The sequence below is a fragment of the Rhodococcus sp. MurmanLake-1 genome, assembly GCF_056945715.1.
This window is the reverse complement of record NZ_JBWZNF010000006.1, coordinates 1-16,167: the sequence shown is the minus strand read 5'-3', so window position 1 is coordinate 16,167 and position 16,167 is coordinate 1. Positions and strand designations below refer to the sequence as shown.

Here is a 16,167-nt window from a genome sequence, read left to right as displayed (position 1 = left end):
AGTAAGCCCACCATGACTGTGCCTGCCTCACCCTCCCAGACCCCGCGCCCGGACTCCGCCGCCCCGGAAGGCGCGGAACGATCGCCGTTCTACATCACGACAGCGATCGCGTATCCCAACGGCGCTCCGCACATCGGCCACGCGTACGAGTACATCTCCTCGGACGCGCTTGCCCGCTTCAAGCGTTTGGACGGTCATGAAGTGTTCTTCATGACCGGTACCGACGAGCACGGTCTGAAGATGCAGCAGACAGCGATCAAAGAGGGCATCGACGTACGCGAACTCGCGGCTCGCAACTCCGACGTGTTCCAGAACCTCGACAAAGTCCTGAACGTCTCGTACGACCGGTTCATCCGCACCACGGACGCTGATCACCAGGTCGCCAGCAAGGCGATCTGGGAGAAGATGGCCGCATCGGGCGACATCTACCTCGACACGTACTCGGGTTGGTACTCGGTTCGGGACGAGGCCTTCTACACCGAAGCCGAGACCACGCTTCTGGAGGACGGCACCCGTCAGTCCACCGAGACCGGCACCCCGGTGGAGTGGACCGAGGAGTCGAACTACACCTTCCGTCTCTCGGCGTACGGGGAGCGTCTCCTCGCGCTGTATGAAGAGCACCCCGAATTCATCGCCCCCACGACTCGCCGCAACGAGATCGTCAGCTTCGTCAAGGGCGGCCTCAAGGACATCTCGATCTCGCGCACCACGTTCGACTGGGGCGTCAAGGTGCCGGGCGACCCGGACCACGTCATGTACGTCTGGGTAGACGCCCTCACCAACTACCTGACGGGCGTCGGATACCCGAACGTCGACTCGGAGGAGTTCAAGAAGTTCTGGCCCGCGAGCCTGCACATCATCGGCAAGGACATCACGCGGTTCCACACCGTGTACTGGCCGGCATTCCTCATGTCTGCCGGCATCGAACTGCCGGAGCGGGTGTTCGTCCACGGCTTCTTGTACAACAAGGGCGAGAAGATGTCGAAGTCCGTCGGCAACGTCGTCGACCCAATCGCGATGGTCGATCAGTACGGCCTCGACGCGGTCCGCTTCTTCTTGCTCCGCGAGATCTCGTACGGTCAGGACGGCAGCTACAGTCACGAAGCGATCGTGACGCGCATGAACGCTGATCTCTCGAACGAACTCGGCAATCTCGCGCAGCGTTCGCTGACGATGGTCGCGAAGAACTGCGACGCCCAGGTACCCACCCCCGGCGAGTTCACCGAGGACGACCTGGCGATGCTGGCATCGGCGGATGCCCTGCTTGCCAAGTGCCGCAGCGAGTTCGACGCGCAGGCTCTGCATCTCGCACTGGAAGCCATCTGGGGCGTTCTCGGCGAGACCAACCGGTACTTCTCCAAGCAGGAACCGTGGGTTCTGCGTAAGACCGATCCGGCACGCATGGCGACGGTTCTGTACGTGACGCTCGAAGTGGTCCGTATCGTCGGGCTTCTCGTTCAGCCGGTGATGCCCGACGCGGCGTCACGCATCCTCGATCTGCTCGGCCAGAGCGAAGAGAACCGGCAGTTCGCCGACATCGCGGTTCGCATCGACGCCAACCGGAAACTGCCTGCTCCGGCGCCAGTTTTCCCCCGCTTCGTCGAGGAATGAGCTAAGCGAGAGTGCCGCACGTGGGGTCCGAGATATCCGGTTACAGGCGGATGTGTCGGACCCCACGTGCACACTCCAGCCATGACGACGAATAGAACATACATTCGAACCAGCGCTTCGGCGCAGACACTGCCATGGAACGGAGCGCGGGTGTCCACTCAGGAGGTCAGCCCTCAATCCGTTTCCGCGGTGCGAGATCTCGTTTCCGAACTGTCCGCAGCGTACGACCGCGGATGGCAGCCGGCGGATCTGATTCATCTGGCGCGTCGAAGCAAAGAAGCGTCCGACGCCGATCTCGCCGCCACCACCATCCTGTTCGATGCGAAAGCGTCGCGCGCCTCCGATCGCGCACCGCTCGAATGGGTGGGGCAGTTGCAGACGATCGGCGAGCAGTATGCGAAGTCTCGACGCATCGCTTCTCGAATCACCGTGGACGACGACGTTTTTCGCTCCCTCGCGGCCGGCCTTCTGTTCCAGGATCCCTACTTCCTTGTTTCGCAGATCGTCGACGTCGCACGATCGTGGATGCGCCTACCTCAGTGGACGGTGTTGCTCGCGCCACCATCCACCTGGCCGTCGCAACGGACCGACACCAGCTACGCCGGCGTCGGCGATACCGAGGTCGACGCCAAGGTACTCAAGCGAATTCGTGGATTACTCGCCAAAGCGGAAGCCACCAACTTCGCGGAAGAAGCCGAGATTTTCACCGCGAAGGCTCAGGAGTTGATGACCCGGTACGCCATCGATTCCGCGCTGCTCCACTCTCGCGCCGGGGTCACCGACACATCCGTGAATGCCCGACGCATTCACATCGAGAACCCGTACGTGAAGGAAAAGGTTCACCTCCTGACCGAGATCGGCGAATCGAATCGAGTCAGGACTGTCTGGTTCAGCGACATCGCACTCGCGACCGTCGTCGGCACTCCGGTCGACCTTCAGCAAGTCGACATGCTGTTCACTTCCTTGCTCGTACAGGCAACCCGTGCAATGCAATTCGCCGACTCGAGCAATCGTGGCGGCTCACGCACCACCTCGTTCCGCAAGGGATTCCTGGCCGGGTTCGCCAGCCGCATCGGACACCGTCTGCGAGACGCCGGCACCAAAGCCACCGCCGAAGCGGCCGACGCGGCATCGATGGACGTCGCGGATCTTCTGCCGATCCTGGCCACCACTTCCGAGGCCGTCGACGCCGAATTCGATCGATTGTTCCCGACAACCCGCAAAACTCGCGGACGGTCCGTCGACGCCGAAGGCTGGCACGCCGGCCAGGCTGCAGCCGACGACGCCAACCTGCGTCCCGGCGCACCCGCCGTGAACCGCTCCCGCTAGTCCTTTCGAGCGGCCAGGACCGTCTCGTACAACTCACGCTTGGAGACTCCGGCCGTTGCGACCAGAGCACACGCGTCCTTCAATCGTGCTCCCCCCTCAACCAGCCTTTCCACCTCGTCGACCAGATCGGCAGGATCAGATGCCACCAGCACTGCGCCTTCGAGCACCACCGTGATCTCTCCGCGAACGCCCTCGGCCGCCCAAGTAGCTAACTCTCCGAGAGTGCCGCGCTTCACTTCCTCGTAGGTCTTGGTCAATTCCCGGCACACGGCCGCGCGGCGATCGGGCCCGAGAACTTCCACCGCATCTGCGAGGCAGTCGGCAAGGCGATGGGGTGCTTCGAAGAACACACACGCTCGCTGCTCGGTTGCCAGGGCCGAAAGCCAGGTCTTGCGCTGCCCCTGCTTTCGCGGTGGGAACCCGTCGAAGCAGAACCGCTCCACCGGCAAACCCGAGAGTGCCAGCGCCGTCGTGACCGCCGACGGGCCCGGGAGACACGTGACGGCGAGGTTCTCGGCTACGCAGGCGGCAACGAGGCGATATCCGGGGTCACTGACCGACGGCATGCCTGCATCGGTGACCAGCAGGACGGTCTTGCCTTCGGCCACGTCGGCGACCAACGCGGGCAGCCGCGAAATCTCGACCTGATCGTAGAAACTGACGATCTTCCCGGTGATGGTTACCTCGAGCGCGGACGCCAGAGACTTGGTGCGTCGTGTGTCCTCCGCAGCGACGACGTCGGCGGTTGCGAGAGCAGACCGAAGACGCGGGGATGCGTCACCGACATCTCCCATGGGTGTTGCGGCGAGTACCAAACGACCAGTCATACCTGACAGCCTACGATTGCCAGGTGACTGTGCAGACGGACGAGCGGCCAACGCCCGCCACGAGCGATCGGGTAGTGCGTAGTCCCGGCCCGCTGGTACCGGATCCTGATTTCGGCCCGACCGACAGATTGCGCGGCTGGATCGTCACCGCTTTCATCACCGCCATCGCGGCGATCACCCGCTTCACGATGCTCGCCTACCCGACCGACGCCGGCACACCTGTATTCGACGAGAAGCACTACGTTCCGCAGGGCTGGCAAGTTCTGACCGGCGGTGGCATCGAGGACAATCCCGGTTACGGATTGGTGGTGCACCCGCCGATCGGTAAGCAGATGATCGCGATCGGCGAAGCACTCTTCGGTTACAACGGTTGGGGGTGGCGATTCTCGTCAGCCCTGGTCGGAACGCTGATGGTCCTACTGATCATCCGGATCGTCCGCCGCATGACGCGGTCCACGCTGATCGGCGCGATTGCCGGAATCCTGCTCATCGTGGACGGCGTCACCTTCGTCTCCTCACGCCTGGGGATGCTTGACATCTTCCTGGCCTTCTTCGTCCTCGCCGCCCTCGGATGTCTGGTGGTCGATCGCGATCAAGTCCGCGAACGAATGGCGAAGGTGTACGAGGAAGGTCGAATCGGCGATTCCGCCTGGGGTCCACGGCTGGGTTTCCGGTGGTGGAGGTTCGGCGCCGGCATCCTGCTCGGTCTGGCATGCGGAACCAAGTGGTCCGGCATGTACTTCATTCTGTTCTTCGGATTGCTCAGTGTTGCCTTCGACCTGTCAGCGCGCCGCGCATACCGCGTGCAGCGCCCCTGGGTCGGCACCGCAGTTCGCGACATCGGTCCAGCTCTGTATGCGCTGGTGGTCATTCCGCTCGGTGTGTACCTCGCGAGCTACTGGGCCTGGTTCACCAGCGAGACCGGCGTGGACCGTCACGCCGTCGGTAACGAGATCGGTGAGGGCGGCACGTGGAGCTTCATTCCCTCCGCACTGCGTTCACTCTGGTACTACAGCGGAAACGTTCTCCAGTTCCATGCCGGTCTGACCAACTCCGCCGGAAACCACCACCCGTGGGAGTCGAAACCGTGGACGTGGCCGATGGGGCTACGACCGATGCTCTACTACTACGCCGACGGCGAGCAGGTCACCGGTTGCGGGGCCGCCAGCTGCGTCAAGGCCGTGATGCTGATCGGCACACCGGCGATGTGGTGGCTGGCACTACCGATGTTGGCGTGGGCGATCTGGCAGACGTTCGTGCGCAGGGACTGGCGATACGCCGTGGTCCTGACGGGCTACGGCGCCGCTTACCTTCCGTGGTTCGCGACGCTCGACCGCCAGATGTACTACTTCTACGCAGTTGCACTCGCCCCGTTCATGGTCATGGGATTTGCGCTGGTCCTCGGCGATGTTCTGGGCAAGGCGAGCGCGTCCGTCGAGCGTCGTACCACCGGACTTCTTGCGGTCAGTCTGTACATCGGTCTGGTCGTGGCCAACTTCGTCTACCTCTGGCCGATACTCACCGCCATGCCGATCACGCCGGAATCGTGGCAGAACCATCTGTGGCTGCCTAGCTGGAAATAGTGGGACAGACGAAGGAGGCACCGAACCTGGTTCGGTGCCTCCTTCGCTTCGCGATTACTCTGTCGGCTTACCGACGCGACGTCCCCGCCTCGGGCGTAGGAGAGCACGTTTCTGCTCCTTCGCCGCAATGATGATCGGGTCGTGCGAAAGGTCCTTGTACAGCGAGAAGCACAGTCCGATCATGACCAGCACGAACGGCGCCGCAGCGATGATCGTCATGGTCTGCAAGCCGTCGAGCGCTTCGGAGCCACCGGTCCACAGCAGAAGCGCCGCGACGCCACCGGTCAACATGCCCCAGAAGACCACGACCCAGCGACTCGGTTCGAGCGTTCCGCGCTGCGAGAGCGTCCCCATCACCATCGACGCAGCGTCTGCGCCGGAAACGAAGAACACTGCCACGAGCAGCATGACGAGGACAGTCGTCACTCCGGCCAACGGCAGATTGTCGAGCATGCCGAACAGTTGAGCCTCTTCCGAGCCTCGGCCGGACAAGCCGATTCCGTCACGTTCCTCGCCGATGCCCGCGCCGCCGAAGATCGCGAACCAGAGCAAGCTGACAGTCGTGGGAACGGCGATGACGCCGACGATGAACTGGCGGATCGTGCGGCCGCGGCTGATGCGTGCCAGGAACATGCCGACGAACGGCGTCCAAGACACCCACCATGCCCAGTAGAAGATCGTCCACGACGAAAGCCACGCGCCCGTTTCAGGATTCGATGATGCACCCGTGCGGGCGGACATCTGGGCGAGGTCGGAAACGTATGCGCCAATGGTCGTCGGGAGCAGATTGAGAATCAGCACGGTCGGCCCGAGAACGAACACGAACAGGGCCAAGATCAGCGCGAGCACCATGTTGATGTTGGAGAGCCACTGAATTCCCTTGGCCACACCGGAAACTGCCGAAGCGACGAATGCCAGGGTCAGCACCGCAACGATGGCCACGAGCAGGAAAACGCCGGCTTCTTCCATCCAGCCGACTACCTCGAAACCGGAGCCGATCTGAAGTGCGCCGAGCCCCAAAGATGCTGCGGTACCAAAAAGTGTGGCAAAGATCGCCAGGATGTCGATGACCTTGCCGATCGGCCCTTCGGCCTTGCGACCGAGCAACGGAATGAAGGCCGAACTGAACAGTTGCTTGCGTCCTCGGCGATACGACCCGTATGCAATGGCAAGGCCCACAACGGCATACATCGCCCAAGGATGAAGACCCCAGTGAAACATGGTGGTGGCCATGGCAGTTCCGACGCCACCGTCGGTGCCGGGAGGCGGAGTCACGTAGTGCGCAAGCGGTTCCGCGACACCGAAGAACATCAGGCCGATCCCCATGCCGGCGCTGAACATCATCGCGATCCAGCTGACGGTTCGGAACTCGGGCTTCTCACCGTCCTTGCCCAGCGGAATGTCGCCGAATCGACTGACCGCGAGGTAGATGGAAAACAGCACGAAAGCCGAAGCTGCGAGTACGAAGAGCCAGCCGATGTTCGTCACCAACCAGCCGAGAACACTTCCGGTTACCGAATCGAGGTTGTCGGGAGCTACGAGGCCCCACACGACAATAGCCAGCACCGCGGCAGCCGCCACGGAAAACACCACGTAGTCGGTCCGAACGCCTACTCGAGTAAAGCCCGTCTCCGGGCGCTCTTCGTTGGCCCCGGAATCTTGTTCGGATCGATCAGATTTCGTCACCATAGATGACTACGTTCGTCACTTTATGGGCCAAAAGCAAGCCGGAAGGCGGGCTCAACGTCCGTTGAACCCGCCTTCTCACCCCGATCAAGCTGGGGTTTTAACCCAACCGTTGCCCTTGCCGATCAATCCGTCGATACTGATGCGTCCTGCGCCGATCACAGCGATCAAGAGCGATCCGACACCGAGTGCGACGACGAGTTCGTAGCCACCGTTGTCGATGAAGACACCCTTGTCCGCGTGCACGATGAAGAACGCGCCAACCATGTCGAGGAACAGCAGCGCGCCGACGAGCGGGGTCAACAGACCCGCGATGAGCAGGATTCCGCCGCCGAGTTCGATGGATGCAGCCACAACCGCAGAAATCTTGGGGAGCGGGGCGCCCATCCCTTCAAACGCGGCCTGCGTTCCGGCGATCTTGTAGGTGAAGAACTTCTGCCAACCGTGGGCGATGAAGATGATCCCGAGGCCGACACGGGCGATGAGGAGTCCGAGGTCACGAGCAATCGACGAATTCATGAGCCAAGACTGACAGCTTTAAGTTGAAGCGTCAACTTAAACATTGTGTCATGCACCTCTCAATGCCGACTCCACCATGGCGACGATCTCACTGTCGGAGTACCCGAGCGAGCGGACCCTATGCGCAAACGCGGTCGCCGCCTGCTCGGCCTGCGCCTGCACCGGATCGGTCCCCGAAGCGATGAATGTCCCTTGCTTTCCCCTCGTTTCGATGACGCCCTGATCGCTGAGCGCGCGATAAGCCTTCGCGACGGTGTTGGCCGCCAATCCCAGCTCCGAGGCCAACGCTCGCACCGTCGGGATCTTGGTTCCCGCGATCAATCCGCCGCCGTGAACCTGCTCGATAATCTGTTGCCGCAGTTGGTCGTACGGAGCTGTGGAGGAATCGTGTTCGATTGCGATCTTCATCGTCACCCTCGTCGTATCTTCTCGGTCACAAGCCCTCGATCGCCTCGCGGATCGTATGCGGGCCGGAGGTCAGAACCAATGTCTTGCCGACGCTGGACGGCGCATCGATGAGCGCTTCGACGACCGCGGCGACATCGGCTCGAGGCACAGAGCCTCGATCGACGGGCGGCTGCGCAAGCAATACTTCACCGGTGGGGTCGTCGTCCGTCAGAAGTCCTGGCCGAAGAATCGTCCAATCCAGCGAAGACCTTGTCTTCAGGTCTTCCTCCGCTGCCGTCTTCGCCCGCAGGTAGGCGGCAAAAACCTCGTCGGTGTTCTCCGGTATTTCGTCACCAGCACCCATGGCGCTGATCTGAATGAACCGACGTACTCCCGCTTTCTCGGCGGCATCGGCCAACAGCACCGCCGCAGCTCGGTCGACGGAGTCCTTGCGCTCGATCGAGCTACCAGGTCCGGCGCCCGCGGCGAAGACCGCGACGTCGGCACCGTCGAGTACCTTCGCAACTTCCTCGACCGTGGAGGATTCCAGATCGATCACCACGGGGAACGCGCCGAGTGTGCGGACCGCACCCTCGTGCGCGGAGTTGCGGATCAGCGCTACCGGCCGATCACCATGTCCTGCCAGCAGGTACGTCAGGTGCTGCGCGATCTTGCCGTGCCCACCGGCAATGACCACGCGTCGTTCGTCCACACTTCGATGTTCCGTCATCGTTTTCTCCTCACACGTCGGTACTTCAGGTGCAGCACTCCGGAGCGGCCCGTTGTTCCCCTGTTTGTCCCACGAGTTCGGACGCAGAGGCAGAATGACGAACATGGCATCTGCAACCATCTTCCACAATCAACGGTGCAACACCTCGCGGACCGTTCTCGGGCTCATCCGGGAAGCCGGCATCGAACCCACCATCGTCAAGTACCTCGATACTCCGCCTACCCGATCCGAGCTGGAAAAACTCATCGCCGACGCCGGCCTCGAGCCCAGTCAAGCGGTTCGCAAGCGCGAAACGCAGTACAAGGACCTCGGACTCGCCGACGCTTCCGAATCCGAGATCCTCGACGCGATGATCGAGCACCCAATTCTGATCGAACGCCCATTCGTCGTCACTGACAAGGGCACGGTGCTCGCGCGTCCGGCAGCCAAGGTGGAAGAGATTCTCTGACGTCTACCGCTCACAGCGGATCGCGGGCGATCGGGCAGGACATGCAGCGAGGTCCACCGCGACCGGAGCCCAGTTCGGAACCCGCGATTCGCAAAACCTCGATACCCGAGGCCTCCAGCCTGGCATTCGTTTCGACGTTGCGCTCGTAAGCGACGACGACGCCCGGTTCGACGGCCAACGTGTTGTTGCCGTCGTCCCATTGCTCACGCTCGGCAGTGACCGTGTCGAGTCCGGTGTCGATCACTCGAAGTTTTCCGATTCCCATGGCGTCGGCTGCCGCTTCGAGGAACGGCGTCGCACCGCGAATACTCACCCCGTCGTCTTCCTTGCGAAGGGTGAACGCTGCCAATGTGTCCTGAATGGCCGGATACATGACGACCGCGTCGGCCTCGACCATGGTGCAGACCGTGTCGAGATGCATCGACGCTCGGCGTTGCTCGATCGGAACAACCAACACCGTGTGGGCGAGACCGTCGTCGAACACGCTACGCGCCAATGCTTCTGCGCCGGCGGGTGACGTACGTTCACCGACACCGATCGCGATCACCCCAGGCGCGAGAAGCAGCACGTCACCTCCCTCGACAGGAGCCGTGTGCGACTCGTACGCGCGGCGCACTCCCTTGAATCGAGGGTGATGCGCGTAGACCAGATCCGTGATCGAGGATTCGCGAGCTCGCGCTGACAACGCCAAGGACGTGATGATGACCCGTGGCCCGACCCAGAACGACGAATCGCGGGTGAAGAGCAAGTTGGGCAGCGGGTCGATCACGAAGTCACCGCCGTGATGCATCCTGCGCACCAACGAGGTCGAGCCGGCGTCGATCGGCAGCTCGTCGAACGTCATTCCGGCAGTAAGGATCGACGACAGCTCCTTCGGTTCTACCTTTCGCAGGTACGCAGCCAGGTGTTGCCCGAGCGCGTGGCCGATCTTGCGTGCGTCGACGGCGGCCGCGATTCCCTGGATCCTCGCTGCGCCACTGACCTCGAGCGCCTCGGTGAGGAGATCGGACAAAAGCAGTACCTCGACGCCGCGCTCACGAAGGACGGTCGCAAACTGATCGTGTTCTTCCTGCGCGCGGTCCACCCACGGCAACGCGTCGAACAGCAGCTCGTCGTTGTTGCGCGGAGTCAATCGTTTCAACTCGTCGCCCGGACGATGAAGAATGACCGATCGCAATCGGCCCACCTCGGAATCGACACCGAGGGGGACGGAGCCAGAAGCGTTCATGAGTGAACACTAATCCCGTAGGCCCCACCCAGCAGGGATGAGCAGCTGCCATATCTTCCCGCGTAACGTCTGATCCGACGCAGGCGAGAGGACCACGCAATGAGTAGCACGGATCAGGCGGCGCTGGGCGGCGCCGGAATCGACAGGTTCACCGGGCGCTGGGTCGGCGCTGGAGCCGGACATTTCCCCACCATCGACGACTTCGAGTACTCCGAGGAGATCGAGTTCGCTCCGACACCGAAACCGTTTGTCACCTACTCGTCGCGCACTCGAGGGCTCCCCGACGGCCGACCACTTCACATGGAATCGGGATACCTGCGCCCGACACCTGGTGGTGAGCTCGAACTGCTGGTCAGCCAGCCCACCGGATTTGTGGAGATCCATCGCGGCACCGTCGACTCCGAAGGCACTCTCGCCTTGACCCGTCTCACGCTCGCAGCATCGCCCGACGCAAAACCGGTTCACGACGTCCGGCGAGTCATGCGCGTCCAAGGCGAGACCCTGACCTACGACTTGTGGATGGCGCACGGCGACACCCCGCTGACGCATCATCTCCACGCCACCCTCCACCGGGCGACGGACCGGTAGTCGCCATGGAGATGCCGTCGTGGAAAGCCAAGGAACTTACGCCCGGCCAGCTCTCCGAGCGCAGCGGTGTCGCCGTCTCGGCCCTGCATTTCTACGAACGAGAAGGCCTCATCGTCAGTCGCCGGACCAGCGGCAACCAGCGTCGATACCAACGAGACACGCTTCGACGCGTCGCCTTCATCAGAATCTCGCAACGCGTCGGCATTCCGCTGTCGGAAATCCGGGAAGCCCTCGGCACACTTCCTGAAGGCCGTACCCCGAACCGCGCAGATTGGGAACGGTTGTCGACCGGATGGCGGCGCCACCTCGATCTCCGCATCGAGCAACTGGAACGACTACGCGACAATCTCACCGGTTGCATAGGTTGCGGGTGTCTCTCATTGGAAGGATGCGCCCTCGCAAACCCTCACGATCAACTCGCTGCCGCCGGCCCAGGTGCACGCGTTCTGGAGGTGGATTTCGGCGCCGACTCAGGCGAGAAATGACTCGACAGCGTCCCGATCGCGCCCCAGCAAGTCCTCGACGGTCTTCTTCAGCAACTTCTCGATCTGGCCGCCGATAATCGGCATCTTCACTTCGGCCGTCCCGTCGACGACCAGTCGCGTGCAGGACTCGGCGGCGGTGAGGTCGAGCGTCGTCTCGATTCGTATCGGCAGTCCGTGCGCGATCCCGGTGACCGACCCTGCGGCCTTCCCGTCAGACAGAGGCCCCCAGTGGTCGACCCGTGTCAGACCCAGTCGACTCGGCGCAACCTTGGCGACCAGGGTCGGGAGGGAGGCAGAGTCGATTTCCTCGGACACGGATACTTCGATCGATCCGTCTCCAACTTCGATGTCCGAGGTGGCATAAAGGTCTCCGAGTCGGACTTTCCAATAACTCGGGTCTGTCAAAGTTCGATGCACGTCGTCGATCGGATATTTGAATTCGATATCGAAGTGAAAACTCTTCGGCATGACTTTGGTCCCTATTCGACTAGATAAAAGTCCCGTCGGAGTTAATGCTCATCGCTTGAGCAATTTACTGAACTGGTCGTTCGCTTTTTGCATCACGAACTCGTAAGGCGGGGCGAATTTGCGGGCCCACCAGTATCCGAATCGAATGTCATTGGACGTATACACGAGGTACGTGTTCTTCTCGATTCCCCGCAGAATGCACGACGCCACCTTCTCCGGGGAGACCGCGCGCTTCTCGAACCGATGCGTGAGCTTTTTGACCCGCGGGTCATCCCGGTCGATACCCGCGATCTCCACGGTTCCCACCAAAGGCGTCTTCACCCCACCGGGCACAACCAGACTGACGCCGATTCCGTGCCGCTTCAGATCGAATCGCAGCACCTCGGAGACCCCGCGAAGGCCGAACTTGCTCGCACTGTAAGCGGCATGCCACGGCAGTGCCAAGAGCCCAGCGGCCGAAGACACATTGACCAGGTGCCCACCCTTGCCGGCGCGAATCATGGGCGGAACGAACGTCTCCATGACATGGATCGGTCCCATCAGGTTGACGTCAACCATCGACTTCCAGTGCCGATGCTCGAGGTTCTCGATAGTTCCCCACGCTGAAATGCCGGCGATATTCATGACGACATCCATCGGAGAGAATTGAGTGTGAATCTCGGTACCGAATTTCACAACCTCGTCGTAATCCGAGATATCGAGTGCCTTGGCCAAACTGACCGTGCCGCCTCCGGCACCAACCATTGCGGCAGTCTCTTGCAATCCACGGTCGTTGATATCAGTGAGAAACAATTCGGCTCCGGCCTCGGATGCCCGCAGTGCAGTTGCGCGTCCTATCCCACTACCAGCGCCGGTGATCAGGCATTTCTTACCCTCGAGCGACCTTACCGACATGGATCGACACTCCCCCGCACTCGTACTGTGGACATGCGGGAAAGTCTACGCACGCGTTGTGCGGCCGCCCCGAAACACGCATTGCGGCCGTGAGCATGCCAGAACCCACGACCTCGGCGGCAGTCGCCGAACCCACCGTCAGCTACAGACGCTGAGCCATCTGCTCTTGATAGCCCCTGACCGTACGGTCGAGTTCTTCCGCCGCTACATCGTCCCCACGCTTGCGTGCGTCGTGGGCTCGATCCTGGATTTCACGGATCGCGCGGCGCAGTTCGTCATCGCTCATCGTGTGTTTCATATCACAATTCTGCACCTACGCAGGGGGTTTAGCTAGCGCAGATTGCATTCCGGCAAACCGTTCAAGGTTCAACCCCGAAGTGATTCGAGCAACATCGCGAACAGTCGCCATAATTGCAACCGCATCACTCCACACCGTCACTGAACTGCGGTTTTCCTTTCGGAACACATATGAAAAACCAGGCTAACGCTTAGCTAATATCGCCAAAACGGGTAAAAGGTTTGATACTGGGCACATTAACCAAGTAATGGAAGGTTCGAATAGCGCGACCGTAGCTGCACAATCTTCGTGCGGCCGATACTCAATGTGCGCTGAGACATAGCTGAGCACTCAATGGCCGAACGAATCGAATCTCGGACACATTTGACAACTGGTCCACTAAACAGACTACGGTGAGCTACCGATCGGTTATCCGCGTGATACCGTAGGATTCACTGAACGGACAATTGCTAGCTAGAGAGGATTACGGGGCGGTTCACAATGGCTGACTTTGCAGAACGATTGAACAAACTGTTCGACAGTGTTCATCCTCCGGGGCGCAAACCCCACACCAACGCCGAGGTTGCGGCAGCGCTCATCGAAGACGGCCATCAGATCTCCAAGCCGTACATCTCGCAGCTCCGCTCGGGACAGCGCACCAACCCCTCGGACGAGACAGTCGCTGCGTTCGCCCGGTTCTTCAAGGTGAAGCCCGACTACTTCTTCAACGACATCTACGCTGCCAAGATCGATCACGACCTCGAACTGCTCTCGCAGCTCCAAGGTTACGGCCTTCGCCGCCTCTCGAGCCGCGCATTCGACCTGTCGGAAGAATCGCAGAATCTGCTCACCACGATGGCTGAAAAGCTGCGTGCGAGTGAGGGTTTGCCAGAGGTTCCGCCCGACGCGTCACGCTGATGCAAATGTGCTGAAGCACTGAATTGACATGGAGTAGGTCGACTACGAACGTCGACCTACTTTTGTCGTTTCATCGAGTTCCTTCGCCAACAGTAGGACCCATCGGCGCGCCGACATCCGCTCCGGCGGCGCAATCCATCTGGTGTCCAACACATCCGAGGCCAATGGATCCGCGATCCACCCCGCAAGTATTCCTGCATGGGCGGTAACTGCCCGGGGCGGTTCCTGACCACCGACGTCGAACATCCCGGCGCCGGACTGTATGTACATCGCATCCATGATCTGAGCGATCATGTCCGATGCCCGGAGTACTGACGTACTTCCGGCACTGTCCGCGTCGACAACCTCGGGGAATCGCTTCACCAGAAGCGCATGCATCCGCCGTAGGCGATACAAGTCTCGTCGTGCGCGCAACCACGTCTCGAGAAGCACCCACGTGATGCCCAGCGCTATCAGAACACTCGAGGCAGCGATGAACCACACCCCTGCGCCCGTCCAGATATCCGATTCGAGTGCGCTGGTGCCACCGATCGATTCGACCAGCATCACGACGACTACGACAAGCAAGACCGACGAACCTGTCACGATCAATGCGATTCCGCGCCCCAACGGCGCCCAGGCAACGTGCCGTAGCCCCGTCGAAATGACAAGGGACAGAGCGACGATGATAAAGATCAGAGCCGGCGCTGGGTAGCCGAAGAAAACCGCGATCGCCACCAGCAGTCCCACCGAGTACAGCACCGTGGCGAGACCGCGCATGGCTGGACGCGACATCACCGGCCAGGCAGACACGGCGCCGACTGCGCTGGCCGCGGACAACGCGGTCCACAAGACGATGACGATCATCGCTGCGGCATGTTGCTCCGGCGCAATTCGATCGACGATGTCCCACACCGCAGGCACCATGACCGTCGACGACAATGCGACCGAGAAGCCTGCGAAGACCATCGACATTCGCAACGGCGTCGCGGTGCGCGCGACAACTCGACCCAGTCTCGCGCCGGCTGCAACCCAGACGAGAAGGGCCACAGCCCAAAAGATCATCCGATCGCCTCGTCGTACCGCAACACCGACAGCGGTGTCCCACGGCCACTCATCGTTCGCAGACGCATGATCAACATCGACGCGAACGTCTCGGCTTCCCACTCCGCGATGTCATCCATCGGCACGGGTTCGTTGCGCCGCAGAGAACGTTGACTCAACATGTAGGCGATCAAATCGTCACTGACCTCGAGCGTCGCCTCGGCGATCTCGGCACCTTCGTGACGAAACACTATGTGCCCCAACTCATGTGCCAGAGTCCGCTCGACATTGGGTAGTCCGGGAGCCAAGACGATGACGTCGTGGTCGTCGTAGGCCCGGCGTTGACCGCACACTCCGGTGGCGAGCGGGGTTTCCAGATCGATCTCGATCGGGCGCCCACGCTCTCGGGCGACTGTCTGCACCACCGTAAGCAGTGACACAGCCTCCGACGACGCTGCTGCGTCACATACGGCATCCACCGCGGCCAGAACGCGGCGATGTGAACGTCTGTCCGGCACGACTCACGCACCTCCCTGTGATCCGGGTGCCAGGAATTCGGCACGTGCGGCAGCCAAACGTGCCTTCTGCAACGATGCTCCGCGGAAAGTCATTGCTCCCGCACCCGCCGCTACGACTGCCATTCCGCCCACACCGCCTGCGACGGCGGCAGCGTTGAGAATCGGCGGAAGGCCTTGAGTGAACGCCGTCGGGAATGCCTGCGGGTTCTCACTGGGACTCGCGACGTTCGGAGCGTTCGACGGTACCTGGGGAGCTACGGGTGCCGGTGCGGCCAGAACCTCGGGCGCGGACGGTGCTGCGACTGCGCCCGGCGCAGCGTTCGCCGGTCCACCGGCAGAGGGTGCACGTGCTCCGCCGCCCGCTGACGGCCCCTGCGGATCAGACGGTCCAGCCGGCGGAACCGCGGCCTCCGAGGATGGCTCGGAACTCGACTGCGACTCGGAAGGGGACTGCGTCGTCTCGGAGGCTGCTTCGCTAGATGAACTCTCAGTCTGCGAAGTTGCGTTGGTCGCAGGGGAAGCGCTGCTGCTCGGACGTTGCGACGCCGAAGGGTTGGTCGAGGCCTCAGTTGTCGTGGGCTCAGTCGTCGTCGTGGGCTCAGTCGTCGTCGTGGGCTCAGTCGTCGTCGTGGGCTCAGTCGTCGTCGT

Annotated in this window: 18 protein-coding genes and 1 pseudogene; 8 read left to right on the top strand and 11 right to left on the bottom strand. The window is 61.8% G+C overall.

What is annotated here, in order from left to right; all coding sequences use genetic code 11:
- Positions 1-12: 12 nt before the first annotated feature.
- Positions 13-1,611, top strand: coding sequence for a methionine--tRNA ligase (metG, locus tag AC2ETI_RS17845; RefSeq protein WP_483634176.1), 1,599 nt, complete (start codon positions 13-15; stop codon positions 1,609-1,611).
- Between the two features lie 81 nt (positions 1,612-1,692).
- Complete coding sequence (locus AC2ETI_RS17840) at positions 1,693-2,940, top strand: DUF2786 domain-containing protein (protein WP_202022975.1); 1,248 nt, start codon at positions 1,693-1,695, stop codon at positions 2,938-2,940.
- Here AC2ETI_RS17840 and rsmI read toward each other — a convergent pair.
- On the bottom strand, positions 2,937-3,767 hold the full coding sequence (gene rsmI, locus AC2ETI_RS17835) for a 16S rRNA (cytidine(1402)-2'-O)-methyltransferase (protein WP_021332320.1): 831 nt from the start codon (positions 3,765-3,767) through the stop codon (positions 2,937-2,939). The two genes, AC2ETI_RS17840 and rsmI, sit on opposite strands and share 4 nt — an antisense overlap.
- A gap of 74 nt (positions 3,768-3,841) precedes the next feature.
- On the opposite strand from rsmI, the gene AC2ETI_RS17830 reads away from it, so the two are divergent.
- Positions 3,842-5,350: a dolichyl-phosphate-mannose--protein mannosyltransferase gene (locus AC2ETI_RS17830; RefSeq protein ID WP_019744708.1), complete on the top strand. Its 1,509-nt coding sequence runs from the start codon at positions 3,842-3,844 to the stop codon at positions 5,348-5,350.
- Positions 5,351-5,404: 54 nt separating this feature from the next.
- Here AC2ETI_RS17830 and AC2ETI_RS17825 read toward each other — a convergent pair whose 3' ends face one another.
- The 4 genes from AC2ETI_RS17825 to AC2ETI_RS17810 form a co-directional block, all read right to left on the bottom strand.
- Positions 5,405-7,039, bottom strand: a complete 1,635-nt coding sequence (locus AC2ETI_RS17825; RefSeq protein ID WP_019744709.1) for a BCCT family transporter — start codon at positions 7,037-7,039, stop codon at positions 5,405-5,407.
- An 84-nt stretch (positions 7,040-7,123) separates the two neighbouring features.
- Positions 7,124-7,555, bottom strand: coding sequence for a DoxX family protein (locus AC2ETI_RS17820; RefSeq protein WP_020908616.1), 432 nt, complete (start codon positions 7,553-7,555; stop codon positions 7,124-7,126).
- Between the two features lie 48 nt (positions 7,556-7,603).
- The gene (locus AC2ETI_RS17815; RefSeq protein WP_020970329.1) at positions 7,604-7,963 is read right to left on the bottom strand and encodes a GntR family transcriptional regulator; all 360 of its coding nucleotides are present in this window, start codon (positions 7,961-7,963) and stop codon (positions 7,604-7,606) included.
- A 25-nt stretch (positions 7,964-7,988) separates the two neighbouring features.
- A complete protein-coding gene (locus AC2ETI_RS17810) occupies positions 7,989-8,672 on the bottom strand; it encodes an SDR family oxidoreductase (RefSeq protein ID WP_020970330.1) in 684 nt (227 codons plus the stop codon).
- A 94-nt stretch (positions 8,673-8,766) separates the two neighbouring features.
- Here AC2ETI_RS17810 and arsC point away from each other — a divergent pair, with 94 nt between their 5' ends.
- Entirely contained in the window at positions 8,767-9,120 is a 354-nt protein-coding gene (gene arsC, locus AC2ETI_RS17805; protein WP_020970331.1) for an arsenate reductase (glutaredoxin), read from the top strand.
- Positions 9,121-9,130: 10 nt separating this feature from the next.
- On the opposite strand, the gene arcA is transcribed toward arsC, so the two are convergent.
- Positions 9,131-10,348: an arginine deiminase gene (gene arcA, locus AC2ETI_RS17800; protein ID WP_019744713.1), complete on the bottom strand. Its 1,218-nt coding sequence runs from the start codon at positions 10,346-10,348 to the stop codon at positions 9,131-9,133.
- Between the two features lie 99 nt (positions 10,349-10,447).
- Between arcA and AC2ETI_RS17795 the strand changes: the two genes are divergently transcribed.
- Both AC2ETI_RS17795 and soxR read left to right on the top strand, forming a co-directional pair.
- Positions 10,448-10,936: a heme-binding beta-barrel domain-containing protein gene (locus AC2ETI_RS17795; RefSeq protein ID WP_483634175.1), complete on the top strand. Its 489-nt coding sequence runs from the start codon at positions 10,448-10,450 to the stop codon at positions 10,934-10,936.
- 5 nt (positions 10,937-10,941) lie between these two features.
- A complete protein-coding gene (soxR, locus tag AC2ETI_RS17790) occupies positions 10,942-11,421 on the top strand; it encodes a redox-sensitive transcriptional activator SoxR (protein WP_019744715.1) in 480 nt (159 codons plus the stop codon).
- Here soxR and AC2ETI_RS17785 read toward each other — a convergent pair.
- The 3 genes from AC2ETI_RS17785 to AC2ETI_RS17775 form a co-directional block, all read right to left on the bottom strand.
- Entirely contained in the window at positions 11,407-11,889 is a 483-nt protein-coding gene (locus AC2ETI_RS17785) for a DUF2505 domain-containing protein (protein ID WP_029255916.1), read from the bottom strand. The genes soxR and AC2ETI_RS17785 overlap by 15 nt on opposite strands.
- A 48-nt stretch (positions 11,890-11,937) precedes the next feature.
- Positions 11,938-12,783, bottom strand: coding sequence for an SDR family oxidoreductase (locus AC2ETI_RS17780; protein WP_019744717.1), 846 nt, complete (start codon positions 12,781-12,783; stop codon positions 11,938-11,940).
- A 142-nt stretch (positions 12,784-12,925) separates the two neighbouring features.
- Entirely contained in the window at positions 12,926-13,069 is a 144-nt protein-coding gene (locus tag AC2ETI_RS17775) for a hypothetical protein (RefSeq protein WP_162267916.1), read from the bottom strand.
- Positions 13,070-13,561: 492 nt separating this feature from the next.
- Here AC2ETI_RS17775 and AC2ETI_RS17770 point away from each other — a divergent pair, with 492 nt between their 5' ends.
- Positions 13,562-13,978: a helix-turn-helix domain-containing protein gene (locus AC2ETI_RS17770; protein WP_003946231.1), complete on the top strand. Its 417-nt coding sequence runs from the start codon at positions 13,562-13,564 to the stop codon at positions 13,976-13,978.
- A 42-nt stretch (positions 13,979-14,020) separates the two neighbouring features.
- Here AC2ETI_RS17770 and AC2ETI_RS17765 read toward each other — a convergent pair whose 3' ends face one another.
- On the bottom strand, positions 14,021-15,022 hold the full coding sequence (locus AC2ETI_RS17765) for a hypothetical protein (RefSeq protein ID WP_092763132.1): 1,002 nt from the start codon (positions 15,020-15,022) through the stop codon (positions 14,021-14,023).
- Positions 15,019-15,519 carry an ImmA/IrrE family metallo-endopeptidase gene (locus tag AC2ETI_RS17760; protein WP_003946241.1) on the bottom strand — a complete coding sequence of 167 codons (501 nt, stop codon included), beginning with the start codon at positions 15,517-15,519 and terminating at the stop codon, positions 15,019-15,021. Before AC2ETI_RS17760 ends, AC2ETI_RS17765 begins: the two co-directional genes overlap by 4 nt.
- 178 nt (positions 15,520-15,697) lie before the next feature.
- On the opposite strand from AC2ETI_RS17760, the pseudogene AC2ETI_RS17755 reads away from it, so the two are divergent.
- Positions 15,698-16,167 (top strand): annotated as a pseudogene (locus AC2ETI_RS17755) (hypothetical protein); the annotation flags it as partial.